Here is a 20,054-nt window from a genome sequence, read left to right on the forward strand (position 1 = left end):
GAATCCCTCGATTTATTCTGGTGAATAAACAGGACGCCAAGGCGGCCTTGCGTTGGACACGACCCCTGCCGATCCAACCTTGTTGCAAATCTTTCCTATGTTGACCTCCACGGCAGCAGGGGTCAACGCGACAGTCCGTCAGGGGCCAGTAACTCCCGAGTCTAACAGGCTTGCAGAAAATTTAAACAAACGTTTGAATGGGTGTCAGGGAGCACGCCGGATATAATGAAGTCTTTTGTTGCATCCCTACATAAATAACCAGATCGTGAGTTTTGCCTGAGGAGAGTGAGCCGTGGAACGCGAATACATGGAATTCGACGTGGTGATCGTCGGGGCCGGCCCCGCGGGCCTGTCCGCGGCCTGTCGCCTCAAGCAGCAGGCCGCCGAAAACGGCCAGGAAATCAGTGTGTGCGTGGTCGAGAAAGGCTCCGAGGTCGGTGCCCACATTCTCTCCGGCGCCGTCTTCGAACCCCGTGCCCTGGACGAGCTCTTTCCCAACTGGAAGGAACTGGGTGCGCCGCTTAACACTCCGGTCAAGCGCGACGACATCTACCTGCTCAAGGACGATCGCCAGGCCACCAAGGTTCCCAACTTCTTCGTGCCCAAGCCCATGCACAACGAGGGCAACTACATCATCTCCCTGGGCAATTTCTGCCGCTGGCTGGGTCAGCAGGCCGAGGCCCTGGGCGTGGAGATCTATCCGGGCTTCGCCGCCCAGGAACCGCTGATCGATGATCAGGGCGTGGTACGCGGCATCATTACCGGCGATCTGGGCGTGGATCGCGAAGGCCAGCCCAAGGACGGCGTCTACACCCCCGGCATGGAGCTGCGCGGCAAGTACACCCTGTTCGCCGAAGGCTGCCGTGGCCATCTGGGCAAGCAGCTCGGCCAGAGATTCAAGCTTGGCGAAGGCGCCGATCCGCAGCACTACGGCATCGGCATCAAGGAGCTGTGGGAGATCGATCCGGCCAAGCACGAGCAGGGCCTGGTGATCCATACCTCCGGCTGGCCGCTGGACAAGGAAAATCCGGGTGGCTCCTTCCTCTATCACCTGGAAGACAACCAGGTAGTGGTCGGTCTGATCGTCGACCTTGCCTACAGCAACCCGCACCTCTCACCCTACGACGAATTCCAGCGCTACAAGCACCACCCGGTGGTGGCCCAGTACCTGGAAGGCGGCAAGCGCGTCTCCTATGGCGCCCGCGCCTTGGTCAAGGGCGGCCTGAATTCCCTGCCAAAGATGGTCTTCCCGGGCGGCGCCCTGATCGGCTGCGACCTTGGCACCCTGAACCCGGCCAAGATCAAGGGCAGCCATACCGCCATGAAGTCCGGCATGCTCGCCGCCGACGCCATCGTCGCCGCCCTGGCTGCCGGTCGCGAGGGTGACGAACTCCAGGGTTACGTGGATGGCTTCAAGGGCAGCTGGGTACAGGAAGAACTCCATGCCAGCCGCAACTTCGGTCCGGCCATGCACAAGTTCGGCCCGCTGCTGGGCCCGGCCTTCGCCTTCGTCGAACACAACCTGCTGGGTGGCGCCCTGCCCTTCACCCTGCACGATCGGCGCATGGACCATACCTGCCTGAAGAAGGCCGACGAGGCGCCGCGCATCAGCTATCCCAAGCCGGATGGCAAGCTGAGCTTCGACAAGCTGTCCTCGGTATTCCTCTCCAACACCAACCACGAAGAAGACCAGCCGGTCCATCTGAAGCTGAAGGACCCGTCGATCCCCATCGCGCAGAACCTGCCGCTGTATGACGAGCCGGCGCAGCGCTACTGCCCCGCCGGGGTCTACGAGGTGGTCCGGGATGGCGGCGAGCCGCGCTTCCAGATCAATGCCCAGAACTGCGTCCACTGCAAGACGTGCGACATCAAGGATCCCGCGCAGAACATCACCTGGGTGGCGCCGGAAGGCAGCGGCGGCCCCAACTACCCCAACATGTGAACCATGCAAAAGGGCCCCTCGGGGCCCTTTTGCTATCCGGCAGCCGCAACGGGAAAGAACACCCCGCGGCTCCAGAGCCCAAGCCAAGCCTTACCCTCGTGGGTGCCCTCCTCGACCCTGTCCATCAGTCGGTAGAAGACCGCCCGATTGAGCCGTGCCTCCAGTCCGCCGCGCACCCGTACATAGGGTGCCGGCTGGTCATCCTGCTCGGTGAAACGCAGCGGATGCTCGGCGCCAGCGGCGACCCGATCCCCGACGTTGGTGAGGAAATCCAGGACCTGGTCCCGGCCGCTGCCGCTCCACTCGACATCCACGGCCAGAAAGGGCACATCCTCGACCTGGATGCCCACGCACTCCACCGGCGTGACCAGCACATAGCGTTCGGGATCGCGCCTCAGGATGGTGGAGAACAGGCGAACCATCGCTGGTCGGGTGATGGGCGTACCCTGGTGGTACCAGGTCCCATCGCGGGCGATGCGCATGTCGATATCGCCACAGAAGGGCGGATGCCAGAGGTCCACGGGCGGCAGCTTGCCGTCCTCGGCGACTGGCAGCTGCGCCAGCAGATTCCGCGTCACGTCAATCTGGGTCACGCCCTTCTCCTCTACCGGGTGCCCAAGCCGAGTAGACGTTGGGCATATTCATTGAGCGCCGGACCGAGCAGGTCTTCCGGACGCTCATCATAGAACGTCAAGAACCCGCCACGACTGCGGATCCGCGCCGTGTCCACCAGGCGGAAGGTAGCGGTCTCCACCAGCATCATCTGGACGACGCTGCGGTCGCGGCCTACCCGTCCGATGTCATCCTGATCTTCCCATTCCTCCCAGGTACCGATGCGGTCATCCGCCCCGGCGAAGCGGGTATAGAGTACATAGTGCGCGCCCAGTTGCCGGGCCTTGGCCATGGCTTCGTCGAAACCTTCGGGCTTGTCCGCGCGCCTTACCCGCGGGAAAAACTCCACGAAGCCCTTGAAGGCCTCTTCGGCTACCACATTGGGTCGAGCATAAGGATGGCCCACGGGCACGAAGGCGCCCTGGGCTATGTAGATATAGGAGTCGGCCTGCAGGCGAAAGTTGTTCAGCCGCTGGGTCTTGCTGTAATCGAGCAGCCCTGCATCACGCAGGTGATATTCGACGCCGGACGCCATGTCACTGACGTTCATGCAGCCGCCCAGGCAGCTCAGCAAAACCGAAATGACCAGAAAACGCAGATTAATCATGGAACAGAGCCCCTGTCCGGCGCCAAGATGCCGTCGATACAGGGGCCTTAGCAGCTTTCGCGCCAGTTGCTAGCCGCCGATGATCTTCATCACCGTCACGCCACCGGAGAAGGCTACGTCCTGCTTGTCCCCCAGCGCCTTGACCAGCAGCCGCTGCAGGGCCGGCAGGGCCAGATGCCTGGGCTTGTCCAGCAGATCGCCGACATAGTGGCGGTTGCTCGACGACAGGCAGCCGTGCAGCCAGCCGGTGGACGACAGCCGTAGCCGCGAGCAGGTCCGGCAGAAGGGGACGCTTTCGTTGGCGATGATGCCGAAGTGACCACCCGACTCGACGCGATAGCGCAAGGCGGTGGAGTCCACCGGTGCATCGGCCTGCACATAGGCATGGCGCGAACCGATGATCTCCAGCAATTCCGCCAGCGGCACCAGCTGGTTGTTGAAGTGCACGGAATCCTTGGCCAGATGGCCCATGCGCATCAGCTCGATGAATCTGAGTTCGAAACCGCGCTCCAGGCAGTACTCCAGCAGCGGCAGCACCTGATCGAGGTTCTGGCCCCGCAGCGGTACCATGTTGAGCTTGATCTTGAGGCCCGCGGCACGCGCCGCTTCGAGCCCGGCCAATACCGTGGCCAGGTCACCACCGCGCGCCAGGCGCGGAAAGGCCTCGGCATCGAGGGTATCGAGCGAAACGTTCAGACGGCGGATGCCGTGGTCGATGAGGAAATCGAGCTTGCGCGGCAGCAGCTGGCCATTGGTGGTCAGGCTGATGTCCTTGAGGCCGAGCTGGGCGACGCGGGCAAGAAAGGGCTCCAGCCGCGGCGTGACCAGGGGTTCGCCCCCCGTGATGCGCAGACGCTCGATCCCCGCGGCATCGATGAGGTATTCCACCCCGCGAGCCATGGTGTCGGCACTGAGCTCGTCCTGCGCAGCCACGAGTCGCTTGCCGTTGGGCACGCAATACGTACAGGCATAGTTGCAGGCCGCCGTGAGGCTGATCCGCAAGTTGCGAAACGCCCTACCCTGGCGGTCAACGATCATCTTGGGAACTCCAATAAGACAAGAGAAAAGGGATGGCACGGCATCCCTTGCCTCTATCGGACCCTAGGATCGGACAGGCGTTTCGACATCTCGCTTGCGGCGGTTGCCCATGCGAACGCCGATCTCCATGAGGAACTGGAAGAAACCCTCCTGATCCTCCAGCACGTCGCGCCAGAAGGGCGAATGGTAAAGGGCCACGGCCCCGTGCACCAGCGCCCAGGCGGCGCAGTAGTGGAAATAGGGAGGCACGTCCTCGAGCTTGCCTTCGTCGATCCGGCCCTCGATCAGGCTGGTCAGCCGCTGGAAGTTGGAGGTGCGGATGCTGTGCAGCTGCTCGACCAGTTCGGGCACCTGCCGCGTCTTGACCACCTTTTCCTCGAGCCGATCGAACAGCCGATAGCGCTGTGGATCGCTCATGCGGAATTCGAAATAGGCGCGGGAGAGCGCTTCGCGGTCCCGGGCGACGTTGTCCGACTGGAACAGCTCGGCCAGGTCCCGTTCGTAATCCAGCATCAACCGCAGATAGATCTCGGCTTTGGAATTGAAATGCTTGTAGATGGTGCCTTTGCCGATACCGACCGCCTCGGCGATCATCTCGACGGTGACGCTGTCTTCTCCTTCGGAGAGAAAGAGTTGCAGTGCGGTGTCGAGGATTTCCTGTTCGCGGCGACGGAACTCGCGGACTTTGCGGGATTCTTTCTGCATGGCAGCCCACTTGTTGTTTTGAAAAGGGATAGGGCCTTCGAATCGTCGGTTGCCCCTCGGCATACCGGCACTTCGTCACACCTTGGGCGAGCTCCACCGAGAGTATCGGTGAACCGCGCGGGCGCGCCCCTTATTATGCCCCATCACACCCAGATTGTACGGATCGAGTCAATGTCTTCCTGGAAGCACGAATTCCCTCAGGCCTACGCCATGCGGTACCTCAACCACGCGGCCGTGGCCCCCTGGCCCAAGCGCGCCGCGCAGGCCGTCACCGAATTCGCCGCCGAGAACTGCCAATACGGCGCGCGCAACTATCCGACCTGGCTCGTCCTGGAACAGCGCCTGCGTGACCGCCTGACCCGCCTGCTCAATGCGCCGGCCAGCAGCGACATCGCCCTGGTGAAGAACACCTCCGAGGCACTCTCCTTTGTCGCCTTCGGCCTGGACTGGCAGAGCGGTGACCAGGTGGTGATCAGCGACGAGGAATTCCCCTCCAATCGGGTCGTCTGGGAAGCCCTGGCACGCTTTGGCGTCGAGGTGGTGGAAGTCAGTCTGGGCGAGACGCCAGAAGCCAATCTGCTGGCCGCCTGCGGCCCCCGGACCCGGCTGATGGCCATCAGCGCCGTGCAATACGCCAGCGGTCTGCGCCTGGACTTGCCCGCGCTGGGCCAGGGCTGCGAGGCCAAGGGCGTACTGCTCTGCGTCGATGCCATCCAGCAGCTGGGCGCCCTGCCCTTCGATGTCCAGGCCTGCAACTGCGCCTTCGCCATGGCCGACGGCCACAAGTGGATGCTGGGTCCGGAAGGCCTGGGGGTCTTCTACTGCCGCGCCGATCTGCGCGAGCAGCTGAAGCTGCACGAATACGGCTGGCACATGCTGGACAACGCCGGCGACTACAGCCAGCGCGAATGGCAACCGGCGAAGACGGCGATGCGCTTCGAGTGCGGCAGCCCCAACATGCTCGGGGCGGTGGCGCTGGAGGCCAGCCTATCGCTGCTGGAAGATGCCGGCATGCAGCAGGTGGGTCAGGATCTGCTGGCGCGGATCGAACTGCTGGACAGCCACATTCGCCGCCTGCCCGGCGCCATCCTGCATTCGCCGGCCGACCCACAGCGGCGTTCCGGAATCCTCACCTTCTCCCTCGAAGGCTGGGACAATCGCCAGCTGTTCGAGCGCCTCAAGACCGCCGATGTGGTCTGCGCCCAACGTGGTCCGGGCATCAGGCTGTCGCCGCACTTCTACACCAGCGAGCACGTGCTGGAGCAGACGCTGGACCTGGTCGGTGCGCTGGCACGCTTCTGAAGCGCCCTGAAAGGTCTGAGACCGGCAGTACCAGGGCAGTGCTATTCCAAAACTGTTTAAAAAATGTCCAGCCCAGGCTGGACCTTTCCCCGCGCTGACCAATACTCAAGTGACTGGCCGTGTCGACCCCCGCGACGCGGGCCAGGCAGGCGGTCCTCCGTCTAGGCGAACCGCTGGTCCGGCCCGGGTATCCCAGGATACCCGGGCCATTTTTTTGCCTAGAGGGTGGCGCAGGGAAACAGCCGGCGGAAGTTGTCCGTGGTCTGCTCGGCCAGGGTCTCCAGGCTGACGCCACGCACATCGGCCAGGCACTGGGCGACCTCGACCACGAATTGCGGCAGGTTCGCCTTGCCTCTGTGGGGTACCGGGGCCAGATAGGGCGAGTCGGTTTCCACCAGCAGTCGATCGGCCGGCACCTGACGGGCCACTTCGCGCAGCTCGGCCGCATTGCGAAAGGTCAGAATGCCGGAAAAGGAGATGTAGAAACCCAGATCCAGGGCGGCCTTGGCCGTCGCCCAATCCTCGGTGAAGCAGTGCAGCACCCCGGCGCCTGGCAGATCGGCGGCGCCAAGCATCGCCAGGGTGTCGGCGCGCGCTTCCCGGGTATGGATCACCAGGGGCAGTGCCGTACGGCGGGCTGCCTCCAGGTGCAGGGCGAAGGACCGCTGCTGGATCTCGGCGGTATCCGGCTGATAGTGGTAGTCCAGCCCGGTCTCGCCGATAGCGGCAACGCGGGGATGGGCCAGCCGTTCCAGCAACCAGTCGAGATCGATGGCGCTGCCCTGGGCGGCATCCAGTGGGTGAATGCCCACCGCGCAGTGGACGTCGGCATAGCGCTCGGCCAGGGCCTGCACCGTGGGTGCATTGCCGGCATCGACGCCAATGCAGAGGAACTGGCTGACGCCACGGGCGCGCGCGGCATCCAGCGCTGCATCCAGGGAGCCGTCATGAAGGGAAAGATCGAGTCGATCCAGGTGACAGTGGGAGTCGACGAAGTGCACGAGAAATAGCCTTGAATCGGAAGACGCCCCGCCCCGAGCGGGACGGCGACGGCCTCACATGGTATGGGTGGGACGGTCCGACTTCAGGGAGCCGGCCAGATAGGTTTCGATCTTGTTGCGCGCGGTATTGTCGCCTTCGTTGAACTGCACGCCGACCCCGGCGGCACGATTGCCCTGGGCCCCCTTGGGGGTGATCCAGACCACCTTGCCGGCGACCGGGATCTTGTCCGGTTCGTCCATCAGGTTCAGCAACATGAAAACCTCGTCACCCAGCTTGTAGGTCTTGCCCGTCGGAATGAACAGGCCACCGTTGCGGATGAAGGGCATGTAGGCGGCATAAAGCACCGACTTGTCCTTGATGGTGAGGGACAGGATGCCATTACGGGGGCCCAGGTTCTGCGGCAAACTCATGAGATTCTCTCGAGACAGGCAATACGGACGCGCGGATCGCTAGCGTCCGGGCACCAGGCCGGCCCAGCGGATCAACAGCGATTCCAGCAACAATACGCGGTTGAGGTTGGCTTTGCCCAGCACCTTCTGCCGCTCGGCATGCAGCCATTCCTGCAGCGCCAGGACCGCGGGCGGCGCGCTCTTCTCGGCCAGATAACCCAGCACCTTGGCCATGTCCGGCGCGGCCTCGTCGTCGACGCCACCCCACTGTTGGCGCAGCACGCCATGGGTCCATTCGCAGAACCAGTCGAGCAGCAGCGGCAGGGGCACGGCGTTCCAGCTCTCGGCCAGTTGGCTGGGTGCTGCCTGGCGCTTGAGCAGGCGCTTCACCCCCTCCACCACCAGCGCTCGCCGGGCGAGCACGTCTTCGCCATGCAGGCGCAGGGCGGCCAGCGGCGAGCCACCGGCCAGCACCAGCAACTGGGTGCGGATCTCCGGTTCGAGATCTGGCAGGCGCTCACCCAACCAGGCGAGACTTTCGGCGCGCGAAGGCACCGGGCAGGCCTGCTGCACGCAACGGCTACGCACGGTAGGCAGCAGGCGACTCGGCTGGTGACTCACCAGCAGCAGCACCGTCGCGCCCGAGGGCTCTTCCAGACTCTTGAGCAAGGCATTGGCGGCATTGAGGTTCATCGCCTCGACCGGCTCCAGGAGAATCAGCTTGCGTCCACCCAACTGCGCGGTCTGGGTGACGAAATCCACCAGGGCGCGAATCTGATCGACGCGGATGGGCTTTTCGGCCTCTTCCGGCTGGATCACGCAATAATCGGGATGAGTCCCTGCCTTCAGGAGCGAGCACGCCTTGCACTGGCCGCAGGCGGCATCACCCTGGGGCGCCTGGCACAGCAGCAGCGCGGCCAGGCGCTCGGCCAGGTCACGCTTGCCGATACCACGCGGACCATGCAGCAGATAGGCGTGGGGATGCTGCCGCCGGGGCCAGATCCGCGCCCATAGCGCCTGCTGCCAGGGATAGACGTCAGCCACCTAGCGTCGGCTCCAGGGTGGCGACCAGGGCGCGCAGATCCGCCTGCACCTCGGCCAGGCTGCGCGAGGCGTCGATGAGGCGATAGCGTGCAGGCACGGCCTGGGCGCGGTCCAGATAGGTCTGGCGCACCGCTTCGAAGAAGGCGCGTTGCTCCTGCTCGAATCTGTCCAGGGCACCGCGGCGGGCCGCCCTGGCCAGGCCAATCTCCACCGGCAGATCGAACACCAGGGTCAGGTCGGGTTGCAGGTCGCCCAGCACGAAGGCCTCTAGGGTGGCGATGCGCTCCACGGGGACACCGCGGCCACCGCCCTGGTAGGCATAGGTCGCATCGACGAAACGATCACACAGCACCAGGGCACCCCGTGCCAGGGCAGGCCGGATGACCTGGGCCAGATGCTGGGCGCGCGCGGCGAACATCAGCAGCAACTCGGTATCCACGGCCATGGGTTCGGCCGCTGGCGCCAGCAGGATCTCGCGGATGCGCTCGGCCAGCGGCGTGCCGCCCGGCTCGCGGGTCAGCACCACTTCACGGCCGGTGGCGCCAAGGAGTTCGGCGAGATAATCGCGGTTGGTGCTCTTGCCCGCGCCCTCCGGGCCTTCGAGGGTAATGAACAGGCCGTTTGCGGTCATGGGGTTTCCTTGCTGTCAGGCGTCTGCGGGGCGGGGCTCGATCGATAGTCGGAGCGACGCTTGAGCTGGAATTCCCGGACCGCCTGGTTGTGCGCGTCCAGATCCTTGGAGAAGACGTGGCTGCCATCACCACGAGCGACAAAGTACAGGCTGTCGCCGTCCTTGGGATGCAGGGCCGCATGGATGGCCTCGCGTCCCGGCATGGCGATCGGCGTCGGCGGCAATCCCGCATTGAGATAGGTGTTGTAGGGCGAAGGCTCGCGCAGATCCGCGCGAGTGATGCGCCCGTTGTAGCGCTCGCCCATGCCGTAGATCACCGTGGGATCGGTTTGCAGCAGCATGCCGGCCGCCAGGCGCCGGACGAAGACCCCGGCGATCTCGTCGCGCTCTTCGGGCACGCCGGTTTCTTTCTCCACCAGCGACGCCATGATCAGTGCCTGGTAGGCGTCCTTGTAGGGCACCGCGGGATCGCGCTCCTGCCATTCCTGGTCGAGCACGGCCTGCAGGCGCTGATTGGCCTGGCGCAACAGATCCGACTCGCGCTGGCCTTTCACATAGCGATAGGTATCGGGAAAGAAGCGGCCTTCGGGATGCTCGTCGTCCAGACCCAGCCGCTTCATCAGGGCGGCATCGTCCAGTTCGGCGGTGTCGTGCTCGAGCTTGGGCTGGCGGGCCAGAGCGGCGCGAACCTGGCGGAAATTCCAGCCTTCCACCAGGGTGAGGCCATACTGCACTACCTCGCCCTTGCGCCAGAGGCCGAACAACTGCTCCACCGTCATGCCGGGGGTCAGACGGTATTCGCCGCTGTGTAGCGTCTGCCCGGCTAGATTGAAGCGCCAGTACAGGCGCAGCCAGAAGGCGCCATCGAGCACGCCCTCCTCTTCCAGGCGCAACAGGGTACCGCCGGGCGTCGCACCCTTGGCGATCTCCACCAGTTGCTCACCATCGACCTTCAGCGGCTGAGTCAGCGCCTGGTGCTGGCGCCAACCGGCCATGACCAGCAGCAGGCCGCTAGCGGCCAAGACCGCCGTAAGCAGAGCTCTCGCCTTGCGCATCGGCTATTCCAGAATCTCGTTTATCGAACCTTGCAGTTTACGGGTCACCGGCCCCACGGACCAGTTCGCCGCTGCGTACCGGCGCACGGGCCAGATACCGTACTGGCTGTTGCAGAGAAAAACTTCGTCGGCCTGGAACAGCGCGTCCAGGGACAGTGGCATGACTGCGGTCTGCATGCCCTCCTGGGCGGCGAGGTCCATCAGCAGACCGCGCATCACGCCGGCCACGCCACAATGATCGAGCGCGGGGGTCAGCAGTCGGCCTTCGCGAACCAGGAACAGATTGCTGAACACGCCTTCGATCGGTCTGCCGTCCTGATCCAGCATCAGGCCTTCGGCATATTCGGTGGTGGTCCACTCCCCGCGAGCCAAGACCTGTTCGAGACGATTCAGATGCTTGAGCCCGGCCAGCAGCGGCTGGCTGGCCAGACGTGTGGTGCAGGAAAAGAGGGCGATCCCCTCGGCAGCATGGGCCGCCGGATAGGCCGGTGCGGGTGAAGCCAGCAACAGTCGCCGGACCTCGGGCTCGGCTGGCGGCGCATAACCGCGCAGGCCATCGCCCCGGGTGAGCAGCAGCTTGGCGACACCCTCCCCCAGCAGCGCCGCATAGGCCTGGATCTCGGCACCCACCTGAGCGAGGTCGCAGGGAATGCGCAATCGCTGGCAGCCCGTGGCAAGTCGCTGCAGATGACGCTCCAGCAAGCGGGGCTGGCCCCGGCGTACGGCAATGGTCTCGAACAGCCCATCGCCGTAGGCTAGGCCCCGGTCGCGCTGCAGACCAGGGGTTAGCGGTTGGCCGTTGAGCCAGTCCTGGATCAAGCGTCGAAGCGCCGGAACACCAGGCTGCCATTGGTGCCACCAAAGCCGAACGAATTGGACAGCGCCACTTCGATGGGCCGCTGACGCGCCTCGTGGGGCACGAAGTCCAGATCGCAGCCGTCGCTGGGATTGTCCAGGTTGATGGTGGGCGGGGCCACCTGATCGCGCAGGGCAAGCACCGTGAAGATGGCTTCCACCGCCCCAGCGGCGCCCAGCAGGTGACCGGTCATGGACTTGGTGGAACTCACGCTCAGGCGCTTGGCCTGCTCGCCGAACACCTGCTTGAGGGCCGCCACTTCGGCCAGGTCACCGGCCGGCGTGGAGGTGCCGTGGGCATTGACGTAGTCGACCGCTTCCGGCGCGATGCCGGCGTCCTTGAGCGTCGCCCGCATGCAACGGGCAGCGCCCGCGCCGTCTTCCGGCGGGGCCGTCATGTGGAAGGCATCCGCGCTCATGCCGAAGCCGATCAGCTCGGCATAGATACGAGCGCCTCGCGCCTTGGCGTGCTCGTAGTCTTCCAGCACCAGAGCGCCAGCACCGTCGGACAGCACGAAGCCGTCACGATCGCGGTCCCAGGGACGGCTGGCGCGGGTCGGATCGTCGTTACGGGTCGACAGGGCACGAGCCGCGCCGAAACCACCAAGACCCAGACCCGAGGTCGCCATCTCCGAACCGCCGGCGACCATGACATCGGCCTCACCGTAGGCGATGTTGCGCGCCGCCATGCCGATGCAGTGCGTCGCCGTGGTACAGGCGGTGGCGATGGCATAGTTGGGACCCTGCAGACCCAGGTGGATCGACAGGAAACCGGACACCATGTTGATGATGGAGCCCGGTACGAAAAAGGGAGAAATACGGCGCGGACCCTGTTCGAGCAGCGACTGGCAATTCGCCTCGATATTGGTCAGCCCGCCGATGCCGGAACCCATGGCGACACCCATGCGCTCGCGATTGCCATCGTTGACTTCGATACCGCTGTCACGCATGGCCTGGAAGCTGGCAGCGAGACCGTATTGGATGAATAGATCCAGCTTGCGGGCTTCTTTCGCGGACAGATACTGCTCCACGTCGAATCCCTTGACCGATCCACCGATCCGCGTGCTGAAGGCAGAGACGTCCATATGCTCGATCGGCGCAATACCGCTGCGACCGGCCAGGATGCCCTCCCAGCTGCTCGCGACGTCGGCGCCAAGCGGCGATACCATGCCCATACCCGTGATCACGACACGTCTACGCGACACACCCAACTCCTCTTGTCCTTCCGGGGCGGCCACCCCACTTTAAAAAAGCCGATTCCATCGATCTTGATCATCGACCTAAAGAAAAGCCGCACGCCCTACAGGACGTGCGGCTTCTTGTGTCCGAAACTAGCGGCTACTTATTGCTGGTGAGCAACGATGTAGTCGATAGCTTCCTGGACGGTGGTGATCTTCTCAGCCTGCTCGTCCGGGATTTCGGTCTCGAATTCCTCTTCCAGAGCCATCACCAGTTCGACGGTGTCAAGGGAGTCGGCGCCCAGATCCTCGACGAAGGAAGCGCTGTTGGTAACTTCCTCTTCCTTCACGCCGAGCTGCTCAGCGACGATCTTCTTAACGCGTTCTTCGATGGTGCTCATACCGTGTTCTCACTCCTAAAGGAAAAATCCGCACAACGGATTGCGCGTAAGTGTATAGAAAGGGATTTCCGAATTTCAAGCTGACGCGACATCAAGACGTATGCGCGGCCATTGCTGGTCCGACAGTTTACCAGCTTAGCGCAATAGCCGCGCGGGGGTAACGCCGGTCAGCTCATGTACATTCCGCCGTTCACGGGGATCGTGGCCCCGGTCACATAGGCAGCGCCCTCACCGGCCAGGAAGCCGACCACCTTGGCGATTTCGTCGGCCTGGCCGAGGCGACCGGCAGGAATCTGGGTCAGCAGCGCGGTGCGCTGGGCTTCCGGCAGCTCACGAGTCATGTCGGTGTCGATGAAACCCGGTGCCACGGCATTGACGGTGATGTTGCGCGAACCTACCTCACGAGCCAGCGCCCGGGTGAAGCCCTCGAGGCCGGCCTTGGCGGCAGCATAGTTCGCCTGACCGGCGTTGCCCATGGCCCCGACCACCGAACCGATGCTGACGATACGACCCCAGCGACCCTTGGTCATCCCCTTGAGCACGGCCTTGGAGAGACGGAACAGGCTGTTGAGGTTGGTATCGATCACGTCGTACCACTCATCGTCCTTCATCCGCAGCATCAGGTTATCGCGGGTGATGCCGGCGTTGTTGATCAGGATCGACGGGGCACCGAATTGCGCCTGGACCTGCTCGAGGGCGGTCGCGACGGAGGCGTTGTCGGACACATTGAGCACCAGGCCGGTGCCCTCGATGCCATTGGCCTTGAGCGACTCGGCGATGCGCTGGGCGCCCGCCTCGCTGGTCGCGGTGCCGATCACGGTGGCGCCGAGCCGACCCAGTTCCAGGGCGATGGCTTGACCGATGCCACGCGTGGCGCCCGTGACCAGAGCGACCTTACCTTGCAGACTCATCTCGTTTTCCTCGATTCAAAAAGCCGCACGAGCGGCGGCGAAGGCATCAGGGGTGTCCAGGGCCAGCGTTTCCACGCCCTTGACGCATCTCTTGTTCAGACCGGCCAGCACCTTGCCGGGGCCACACTCCACCAGATGGGTGACGCCCTGGGCAGCCAGGTACTGCACGGATTCGACCCAGCGTACCGGGCTGTACAGCTGAGCCAGCAGATCCTGCTGGAGGCTGGCCAGATCGGTATTGACGCCGGCATTGACGTTTTGCACCACCGGAATCTCCGGCTGGCTCCAGCTGCAGCCGCGCACGTCCTCGGCGAAACGCTCCGCCGCCGGACGCATCAGCTCGCAGTGAGAGGGCACGCTGACCGGCAGGGCCACGGCGCGCTTGGCACCCAGCCCCTTGCACGCCTCGATGGCGCGCTCCACCGCAGCGGCGGAACCGGCGATCACCACCTGGCCCGGGGCATTGAAATTGACCGCACTCACGACGTCGCCCTGGGCGGCTTCGGCGCAAGCTGCCAGCACCTGAGCGTCTTCCAGGCCCAGGATGGCGGCCATACCGCCCTGCCCGGCCGGGACGGCCTGCTGCATCAGCTCACCACGACGCGCCACCAGGCGCACCGCTTCGGCGAACGGCAGGCTGCCGGCGGCGACCAGTGCCGAATACTCACCCAGGCTGTGACCGGCAACGTAGGCGGGCTTGGCGCCTCCTTCAGCCAACCACAGCCGCCAGAGCGCGATGGAGGCGGTCAGGATGGCGGGTTGGGTACGGTCGGTCTGGTTGAGCGACTCCTGGGGGCCCTGCTGGGTCAGCGCCCAGAGGTCATAGCCGAGGACGGCGGATGCTTCCGCGAAGGTTTCACCGATCAGCGCGTGGTGCGTGGCCAGCTCACCCAGCATGCCCAGGGCCTGGGAACCCTGACCGGGAAAGACGAAAGCGAGAGAGGCAGACATAGGCAGGTCTCTTGTAGGTCCATTGCCGGCGAAACCGCGGTTCCGCCACTGACAGACTGAGATGTCGGTGTCGACCGGTCGGTCACACCGCTTTCAGAGCCGCCAAGTTTAACCGGATACGCTCGGGGAGATCAGTCTCCACATCGCGCAGCGCGCGCTCGATGGCCTGAACGAGACCGACTTCGCCTGCCGCGCCATGACTCTTCACCACTACCGCATTCAAGCCGAGAAAGCTCGCGCCGTTGCGCAGCTCCGGATCCCAGTGACGAAAACGCCGGGCCAGCCAGGGCTGCAGCAGCCGACGTTCGAGCCAGGAGGCCGTGCCGCTGCGCTCCACCAGCAGGCGCAGCAAGGCCTCGCCGGACTTGAGCACGGCGTTGCCGGTGAAGCCGTCACAGACCACCACATCCGCGACGGCGGCATAGAGATCGCTACCCTCGACGAAGCCGATGAAATCGAACGCCGGACTCTGGGCGAGGCGGCGCGCCGCCTCTTGAATCACCGGCGTGCCCTTGCCCGGCTCCCGCCCGACATTGAGCAGCGCCACCCTGGGCCGGGCCAGGCCGCGCGCCTGGGCCGCACCCGCGCCCAGACAGGCGAACTGCACCAGCTGCTCGGCTGTGGTGTCCAGGTTCGCACCGAGATCGAGCAGCAGCGTCTGATGGTCTCCCCGCCCCGGCAGCGCCGACATCATGGCGGGCCGGTCGATCTCCGGCAGCGTCCCGAGCAACAGTCGCGCGAGCGCCATCCAGGCCCCGGTATTGCCCGCACTCAGACAGCCATGGGCACGCCCGTGCTGAACCGCTTCGAGGGCGGCATGCATGGAGGTACGGGCGCGACTGCGCACCACCGTGGCGGGTCTTTCGTCAGGCCCGACGAGGGAGTCGACGTATTCGAAGTCCAGGCGAGCGGCAAGGGAAGCAGGCGGTGACCAGGCCGACAGGGCATCGCGCTGACCACAGAGGAGAAGACGTAAGGCGGGGAAACGCTCGAGAGCGCTGAGTGAAGCAGGAACAATGCAGCGGGGACCGAAGTCCCCGCCCATTGCATCGATCGCGATGACGATTTCGATCGAGGATTACTCGTCGGAACCCTTGTCGATCACTTTGCGACCGCGGTAGAAACCGTCGGGCGACACGTGGTGGCGCAGGTGAACTTCACCGGTGCTCTTTTCCACGGACAGAGCGTTCGGTTCGAGAGCGTCGTGCGAACGACGCATGTCACGAGCGGAACGGGATTTTTTGTTCTGCTGAACAGCCATGATTTAACTCCTAAACGTTTGGGTCACGCTTCAACTGCGCAAGTACACTGAACGGGTTGGGTCGCTTTTCCTCGTCCGCCGGCTCTTCGGGCGCCTCGAAACCTTCAGGATGCTGGCAAGCCCCTTCTGGATGCGCGGGGATGATCGGCAGAGCGAGCAGCAGCTCCTCTTCGACCAAGCCATGCAGATCCAGCGGATCTTCACCAACCTCCAGGGCATCGTATCCCTGTGGCAAGGCATCGGCCGACTGCCCCTCCCAGAGCACGGCGAAATCGAATTCGCTGTGGATGGGAAGCACTGCCGGCTCCAGACAACGCTGGCAGATCATCTCGACCTCGGTATCGAGGACACCGTGGATGACGTACTGCCGCTGTTGATCACGCCCGAAGTCGAGGACGACGGCTACCGCGCCTTCGGACTTCACGAGCTGCTCGCCGACACGCCGCATGTTCGCGAGAGGCAGCTCACCCTTGAGGGTTACGCCGCGATCCGCCAATTTGCGAGGATCGACCTGAGGTGGAATTGGCCCATTCAACATAAGCGCGCCATTATAGGGACGGCCTTACGGCTGTCAAAGGAAATTAACCCCGAAGCGACTCCGACCGACCTTTGGTCGACCTCGCCCGAGAACAAACTGATGCCCCGTATTCTACTCGCTTCCAGCTCGCCTTACCGCCGCCAATTGCTGGAAAGGCTCTGCTTGCCCTTCGCTCACCAGTCGCCCGATATCGATGAGACGCCTCTACCAGGCGAGCACCCTCGCGATCTGGTGGAGCGGCTGGCCAGACTCAAGGCCGCCGCCCTGGGCGACCAGTCAGACCACACGCTCGTCATCGGCTCGGACCAGGCGACTGCCATCGAGGGCGAGATTCTTGGCAAGCCCCTGAGCCACGACGGTGCCCACCAGCAACTGGCCCGAGCCAGTGGCCGGACGCTGGTGTTCCATACCGGCCTCGCGGTGCTGGACAGCCGGACTGGTGAATGCCGGAGCGAGGTGGTGGATTTCCAGGTCCGCTTTCGGCCGCTGGATGCTGCGACAATCGACCGCTACCTGCTAGTGGAGCAACCCTACGATTGCGCAGGCAGTTTCAAGGCCGAAGGCCTCGGCATTGCCCTTTTCGAAGCCATGCAGGGGGACGATCCGACCAGCCTGATCGGCCTCCCCCTCATTCGCCTGACCGCATTGCTGCGCGAAGCGGGTCTGCAGGTGCCTTAGGCCACCCACAGACCATGCCGGCTAACGCAGCATCGGACCCTGCCAGCCCATATAGAGAGCAAGACGCTCGGCGACGCTGGCGCCCAGGCGCTTGGCAAAGCGATCGAAGGGAGAGTCTTCCTGGGTGAAGTCCACCAGGCGCTCCTCCTTGACCACGTCCCGCGCCACATAGCTGGTGCTGCCGAGGCCATCGATCAGCCCGAGGGACAACGCCTGCTCGCCGGACCAGACCAGACCGGAGAACAGCTCCGGATGACCCTCGACCTTGAGGCGATCGCCGCGACCTTTCTTGACGCTGTCGATGAACTGCTGGTGGGTGGTATCCAGCACCTGCTGCCAGAAGCGGGTTTCTTCGGGCTTCTGCGGCTGGAAGGGATCCAGGAAGGCCTTGTGCTCGCCGGAGGTATAGACCCGCCGCTCCACGCCCAGCTTTTCCATGGTGCCGACGAAGCCAAAGGAAGCCGCCGTCACGCCGATGGAGCCGACCAGGCTGGCCTTGTCGGCATAGATGGCATCGGCCGCACTGGCCACATAGTAGGCGCCCGAGGCCCCAAGATCGGTGATCACCGCGTACAGCTTGATGTCCGGATGCAGGCCACGCAGCCGCTTGATCTCGTCATAGATGTAGCCGGATTGCACCGGACTGCCACCCGGGCTGTTGATACGCAGCACCACACCGCGGGTGTTGCTGTCGTCAAAGGCCTTGCGCAGCGCCGTCACAACATTGTCGGCACTGGCCTTCTCGTCATCAGCGATCACGCCCTTGAGTTCGATGAGCGCGGTATGGGCGCCGGACTCGGTCACCCCGCCCTTCTTGCCCAGGGACAGCAGGGGCGTGAACAGCACCAGCATGACGATCAGATAGGCGAAGGTCAGCAGCTTGAAAAAGATGCCCCAACGCCGTGCCCGCCGCTGCTCGCGCACACTGGCGAGCATGGTCTTCTCGATCAGGGCCCAAGTCTTGTCGTCCGTCGGACGCGCACGCCCGCTGTCTTCTTTCCACTCGTCAGCCATGCCCACTCTCACTCCTGACCACAACATTGTCACCCAGCCATAGCGCCAGGTCCGCGAAAGCTTCGATCACCAGGCGCGGCCCGAAATCCCTCAGGACCTCGACCGGCTGGGCACCATAGGCGACCCCGACCGCATCGACCCCGGCGCGCCGGGCCATCTCCAGGTCGAACACCGCATCACCCACCAGCAAGGCACGTTCCGGCGCCGCGCCGCAATGGGCGAGGATCTCCTGCACCATCTGCGGATCGGGTTTGCCGGCCGCCTCGTCGGCGCAGCGGGTAATGTCGAAGAAGTCACTTAGGCCATGCTGCTGCAGCGAGCGGGCCAGGCCACGACGGCTCTTCCCGGTCGCCACGGCCAGTTGATAACCCTGGGCGCGAAAGCGCTGCAGACCACTCATCACCTCAGGAAACAGTGGCGACGCCTCCTGCTCGCGACGGACGAATTCGGCACTGTAGGCATCGCGAAAGCCCTCGATCTGCGCCTGGGTCACCAGGTGTGGATAGAGGGTCTGGATCGCCGCTACCAGCTCCAGGCCGATGATGCCCTTGATGGCCACATCGCTGCGAGGCGGCAGCCCAAGCGTCTCGGCCGCCACGTGCATCACTTCGACGATCCGGCCGATGGAGTCAGCCAGGGTGCCGTCCCAGTCGAAGATCAGCAGCTGATAATCAGGCATCCAGACGCTCCAGCGTCTGACTCCAGGTGCTATCGACCGGCGCTTCCAGTCGCAGCTGGCCACCTTCCGGTAACGGAATCACCAGGCTCGCCGAATGCAGGAACAGCCGCTTGCCACCCAGGTCGCGGATCTCCTGGGAAAAGGCCTCGTCGCCGTACTTGGGATCGCCGGCGATGGCATGTCCGGCATGACGGGCATGGACACGGATCTGGTGGGTACGGCCGGTCACCGGCCGCGCCTCGACCAGGGTGGCGAATTCGCCATAGCGGCGCAGGACGCGAAATTCGGTGAGCGCCTCCTTGCCCTCGTCGTTGACTTCGACCATGCGCTCGCCGGATCTGAGGGTGTTCTTCAGCAGCGGCGCATTGATCTTCTTCTTGGCCGCCGGCCAGTGGCCGCGCACCAGGGCGTGATAGCGCTTGTCCACGCCGTCGCCGCGCAGTTGCTCATGCAGGAAACGCAGCATGCTGCGCTTCTTGGCGATCATCAGCAGTCCCGAGGTATCCCGGTCGAGGCGATGGACCAGCTCGATGTCGCGGGCATCGGGACGCAACTGGCGAAAGACTTCGATGACGCCGCCAGACAGGCCACTGCCACCGTGCACAGCGATGCCGGCCGGCTTGTTGATGACGATGAGGGCCTTGTCCTCGTGAACGATGGAGTCTTCCAGGCGCTCGAGCAGCCCCCTGGCCAGAGGTGCCGGCTCATCAGGCTCGGACAGCCGCAGGGGCGGCACCCGGATCTGGTCACCGGCCTGCAGGCGGTAGTCAGGCTTGATACGGCCCTTGTTCACCCGCACTTCACCCTTGCGCAGGATGCGATAGATGAGGGTCTTGGGCGCGCCCTTGAGCTGGGTACGCAGGAAGTTGTCGATACGCTGGCCGGCATAGTCGGCGGGCACATCGAGCAGTTGAACGCCGGTGCTGGGAGAGGGAGGCTTAGTCATGGGCGAATGATAGCAATTTTCCCTTATTTGAAGCACTTAAAGCTTGCTGCTATAGTCCGGAGGCGGTTATCAGTCCTGTCTGGATGACGCCGCTCGCGAGGCCGTCGATTCCGCCCGCGAATATAGGCTGCAAATGCAATAGTCACTGGACGTCTGGCCGTCCAGCAGACCGCCGACTCTGCCCAAGGGGGTGAGTGGCGATCTGCGATCCGCCTGGTAACCAAGGCAGCGGCACCCAGGGTGCCAGCTGTAAAACGACAACCGCTCCGGACCTTGCGGGCGGCACCTGATTCCTGAAGATTGTGTGCAGGATGG

23 protein-coding genes are annotated in these 20,054 nt (G+C 64.3%); 3 read left to right on the top strand and 20 right to left on the bottom strand.

Annotated elements, in window-relative coordinates; translation table 11 throughout:
• Positions 1-292: 292 nt before the first annotated feature.
• Positions 293-1,942, top strand: a complete 1,650-nt coding sequence (locus PJ259_RS09675) for an electron transfer flavoprotein-ubiquinone oxidoreductase (RefSeq protein ID WP_059315726.1) — start codon at positions 293-295, stop codon at positions 1,940-1,942.
• 32 nt (positions 1,943-1,974) lie between these two features.
• Here the strand turns inward: PJ259_RS09675 and PJ259_RS09680 are convergent, their stop codons facing one another.
• The 4 genes from PJ259_RS09680 to PJ259_RS09695 all read right to left on the bottom strand — a co-directional run bounded on the left by PJ259_RS09680 (position 1,975) and on the right by PJ259_RS09695 (position 4,904).
• Positions 1,975-2,535, bottom strand: coding sequence for a DUF1285 domain-containing protein (locus PJ259_RS09680; protein WP_442964879.1), 561 nt, complete (start codon positions 2,533-2,535; stop codon positions 1,975-1,977).
• Positions 2,536-2,546: 11 nt separating this feature from the next.
• Positions 2,547-3,161, bottom strand: coding sequence for a DUF4823 domain-containing protein (locus tag PJ259_RS09685; protein ID WP_271655607.1), 615 nt, complete (start codon positions 3,159-3,161; stop codon positions 2,547-2,549).
• A gap of 69 nt (positions 3,162-3,230) precedes the next feature.
• Positions 3,231-4,199, bottom strand: coding sequence for a GTP 3',8-cyclase MoaA (locus tag PJ259_RS09690; RefSeq protein WP_059315728.1), 969 nt, complete (start codon positions 4,197-4,199; stop codon positions 3,231-3,233).
• A 63-nt stretch (positions 4,200-4,262) separates the two neighbouring features.
• The gene (locus PJ259_RS09695; RefSeq protein WP_007160588.1) at positions 4,263-4,904 is read right to left on the bottom strand and encodes a TetR/AcrR family transcriptional regulator; all 642 of its coding nucleotides are present in this window, start codon (positions 4,902-4,904) and stop codon (positions 4,263-4,265) included.
• A 171-nt stretch (positions 4,905-5,075) separates the two neighbouring features.
• Here PJ259_RS09695 and PJ259_RS09700 point away from each other — a divergent pair, with 171 nt between their 5' ends.
• Positions 5,076-6,206 (top strand): aminotransferase class V-fold PLP-dependent enzyme, encoded by a 1,131-nt coding sequence (locus tag PJ259_RS09700; RefSeq protein ID WP_271655608.1) that lies wholly within the window; start codon positions 5,076-5,078, stop codon positions 6,204-6,206.
• Positions 6,207-6,424: 218 nt separating this feature from the next.
• On the opposite strand, the gene PJ259_RS09705 is transcribed toward PJ259_RS09700, so the two are convergent.
• The 13 genes from PJ259_RS09705 to PJ259_RS09765 form a co-directional block, all read right to left on the bottom strand.
• Positions 6,425-7,207 carry a TatD family hydrolase gene (locus PJ259_RS09705; RefSeq protein WP_271655609.1) on the bottom strand — a complete coding sequence of 261 codons (783 nt, stop codon included), beginning with the start codon at positions 7,205-7,207 and terminating at the stop codon, positions 6,425-6,427.
• 54 nt (positions 7,208-7,261) lie between these two features.
• Positions 7,262-7,618 (bottom strand): PilZ domain-containing protein, encoded by a 357-nt coding sequence (locus PJ259_RS09710; RefSeq protein ID WP_017641886.1) that lies wholly within the window; start codon positions 7,616-7,618, stop codon positions 7,262-7,264.
• Between the two features lie 39 nt (positions 7,619-7,657).
• A complete protein-coding gene (locus PJ259_RS09715; protein ID WP_059315731.1) occupies positions 7,658-8,641 on the bottom strand; it encodes a DNA polymerase III subunit delta' in 984 nt (327 codons plus the stop codon).
• Positions 8,634-9,272: a dTMP kinase gene (tmk, locus tag PJ259_RS09720; protein WP_059315732.1), complete on the bottom strand. Its 639-nt coding sequence runs from the start codon at positions 9,270-9,272 to the stop codon at positions 8,634-8,636. The genes PJ259_RS09715 and tmk overlap by 8 nt, the downstream gene beginning before the upstream one ends.
• Positions 9,269-10,327: an endolytic transglycosylase MltG gene (gene mltG / locus PJ259_RS09725; RefSeq protein ID WP_271655610.1), complete on the bottom strand. Its 1,059-nt coding sequence runs from the start codon at positions 10,325-10,327 to the stop codon at positions 9,269-9,271. The genes tmk and mltG overlap by 4 nt, the downstream gene beginning before the upstream one ends.
• A gap of 3 nt (positions 10,328-10,330) precedes the next feature.
• A complete protein-coding gene (gene pabC, locus PJ259_RS09730; protein ID WP_271655861.1) occupies positions 10,331-11,143 on the bottom strand; it encodes an aminodeoxychorismate lyase in 813 nt (270 codons plus the stop codon).
• A complete protein-coding gene (gene fabF / locus PJ259_RS09735) occupies positions 11,143-12,387 on the bottom strand; it encodes a beta-ketoacyl-ACP synthase II (protein WP_059315735.1) in 1,245 nt (414 codons plus the stop codon). The genes pabC and fabF overlap by 1 nt, the downstream gene beginning before the upstream one ends.
• 137 nt (positions 12,388-12,524) lie before the next feature.
• On the bottom strand, positions 12,525-12,761 hold the full coding sequence (gene acpP, locus PJ259_RS09740) for an acyl carrier protein (protein ID WP_007160597.1): 237 nt from the start codon (positions 12,759-12,761) through the stop codon (positions 12,525-12,527).
• Between the two features lie 167 nt (positions 12,762-12,928).
• Positions 12,929-13,672: a 3-oxoacyl-ACP reductase FabG gene (fabG, locus tag PJ259_RS09745; RefSeq protein ID WP_271655611.1), complete on the bottom strand. Its 744-nt coding sequence runs from the start codon at positions 13,670-13,672 to the stop codon at positions 12,929-12,931.
• Positions 13,673-13,687: 15 nt separating this feature from the next.
• Positions 13,688-14,623 (bottom strand): ACP S-malonyltransferase, encoded by a 936-nt coding sequence (fabD, locus tag PJ259_RS09750; protein ID WP_271655612.1) that lies wholly within the window; start codon positions 14,621-14,623, stop codon positions 13,688-13,690.
• 82 nt (positions 14,624-14,705) lie between these two features.
• Positions 14,706-15,695, bottom strand: a complete 990-nt coding sequence (gene plsX, locus PJ259_RS09755; RefSeq protein ID WP_442964895.1) for a phosphate acyltransferase PlsX — start codon at positions 15,693-15,695, stop codon at positions 14,706-14,708.
• A 6-nt stretch (positions 15,696-15,701) separates the two neighbouring features.
• Complete coding sequence (gene rpmF, locus PJ259_RS09760) at positions 15,702-15,884, bottom strand: 50S ribosomal protein L32 (RefSeq protein WP_010797729.1); 183 nt, start codon at positions 15,882-15,884, stop codon at positions 15,702-15,704.
• A gap of 10 nt (positions 15,885-15,894) precedes the next feature.
• The gene (locus PJ259_RS09765) at positions 15,895-16,422 is read right to left on the bottom strand and encodes a YceD family protein (protein ID WP_082696371.1); all 528 of its coding nucleotides are present in this window, start codon (positions 16,420-16,422) and stop codon (positions 15,895-15,897) included.
• A 99-nt stretch (positions 16,423-16,521) separates the two neighbouring features.
• On the opposite strand from PJ259_RS09765, the gene PJ259_RS09770 reads away from it, so the two are divergent.
• Complete coding sequence (locus tag PJ259_RS09770; protein WP_271655614.1) at positions 16,522-17,100, top strand: Maf family protein; 579 nt, start codon at positions 16,522-16,524, stop codon at positions 17,098-17,100.
• Between the two features lie 21 nt (positions 17,101-17,121).
• On the opposite strand, the gene sppA is transcribed toward PJ259_RS09770, so the two are convergent.
• From sppA to rluC, 3 genes are read right to left on the bottom strand one after another with little or no spacing between them, the layout of a single operon-like run.
• A complete protein-coding gene (gene sppA / locus PJ259_RS09775; protein ID WP_271655615.1) occupies positions 17,122-18,114 on the bottom strand; it encodes a signal peptide peptidase SppA in 993 nt (330 codons plus the stop codon).
• Positions 18,107-18,793, bottom strand: coding sequence for an HAD-IIIA family hydrolase (locus PJ259_RS09780; protein WP_271655616.1), 687 nt, complete (start codon positions 18,791-18,793; stop codon positions 18,107-18,109). Before PJ259_RS09780 ends, sppA begins: the two co-directional genes overlap by 8 nt.
• Positions 18,786-19,739, bottom strand: a complete 954-nt coding sequence (gene rluC / locus PJ259_RS09785; RefSeq protein WP_059315739.1) for a 23S rRNA pseudouridine(955/2504/2580) synthase RluC — start codon at positions 19,737-19,739, stop codon at positions 18,786-18,788. The genes PJ259_RS09780 and rluC overlap by 8 nt, the downstream gene beginning before the upstream one ends.
• Positions 19,740-20,054: the final 315 nt, after the last annotated feature.

Source organism: Pseudomonas sp. JBR1, assembly GCF_028198185.1.
GTDB classification, from domain to species: domain Bacteria; phylum Pseudomonadota; class Gammaproteobacteria; order Pseudomonadales; family Pseudomonadaceae; genus Chryseomonas; species Chryseomonas oryzihabitans_E.

What these genes read in the sequence shown, in the direction of transcription:
- PJ259_RS09685 (WP_271655607.1), bottom strand. Translation starts at nt 3,161, where the DNA reads ATGATTAATCTGCGTTTTCTGGTCATTTCGGTTTTGCTGAGCTGCCTG.
- PJ259_RS09690 (WP_059315728.1), bottom strand. Translation starts at nt 4,199, where the DNA reads ATGATCGTTGACCGCCAGGGTAGGGCGTTTCGCAACTTGCGGATCAGC.
- PJ259_RS09695 (WP_007160588.1), bottom strand. Translation starts at nt 4,904, where the DNA reads ATGCAGAAAGAATCCCGCAAAGTCCGCGAGTTCCGTCGCCGCGAACAG.
- PJ259_RS09700 (WP_271655608.1), top strand. Translation starts at nt 5,076, where the DNA reads ATGTCTTCCTGGAAGCACGAATTCCCTCAGGCCTACGCCATGCGGTAC.
- PJ259_RS09710 (WP_017641886.1), bottom strand. Translation starts at nt 7,618, where the DNA reads ATGAGTTTGCCGCAGAACCTGGGCCCCCGTAATGGCATCCTGTCCCTC.
- tmk (WP_059315732.1), bottom strand. Translation starts at nt 9,272, where the DNA reads ATGACCGCAAACGGCCTGTTCATTACCCTCGAAGGCCCGGAGGGCGCG.
- mltG (WP_271655610.1), bottom strand. Translation starts at nt 10,327, where the DNA reads ATGCGCAAGGCGAGAGCTCTGCTTACGGCGGTCTTGGCCGCTAGCGGC.
- acpP (WP_007160597.1), bottom strand. Translation starts at nt 12,761, where the DNA reads ATGAGCACCATCGAAGAACGCGTTAAGAAGATCGTCGCTGAGCAGCTC.
- fabG (WP_271655611.1), bottom strand. Translation starts at nt 13,672, where the DNA reads ATGAGTCTGCAAGGTAAGGTCGCTCTGGTCACGGGCGCCACGCGTGGC.
- fabD (WP_271655612.1), bottom strand. Translation starts at nt 14,623, where the DNA reads ATGTCTGCCTCTCTCGCTTTCGTCTTTCCCGGTCAGGGTTCCCAGGCC.
- rpmF (WP_010797729.1), bottom strand. Translation starts at nt 15,884, where the DNA reads ATGGCTGTTCAGCAGAACAAAAAATCCCGTTCCGCTCGTGACATGCGT.
- PJ259_RS09765 (WP_082696371.1), bottom strand. Translation starts at nt 16,422, where the DNA reads ATGTTGAATGGGCCAATTCCACCTCAGGTCGATCCTCGCAAATTGGCG.
- PJ259_RS09770 (WP_271655614.1), top strand. Translation starts at nt 16,522, where the DNA reads ATGCCCCGTATTCTACTCGCTTCCAGCTCGCCTTACCGCCGCCAATTG.
- sppA (WP_271655615.1), bottom strand. Translation starts at nt 18,114, where the DNA reads ATGGCTGACGAGTGGAAAGAAGACAGCGGGCGTGCGCGTCCGACGGAC.
- PJ259_RS09780 (WP_271655616.1), bottom strand. Translation starts at nt 18,793, where the DNA reads ATGCCTGATTATCAGCTGCTGATCTTCGACTGGGACGGCACCCTGGCT.
- rluC (WP_059315739.1), bottom strand. Translation starts at nt 19,739, where the DNA reads ATGACTAAGCCTCCCTCTCCCAGCACCGGCGTTCAACTGCTCGATGTG.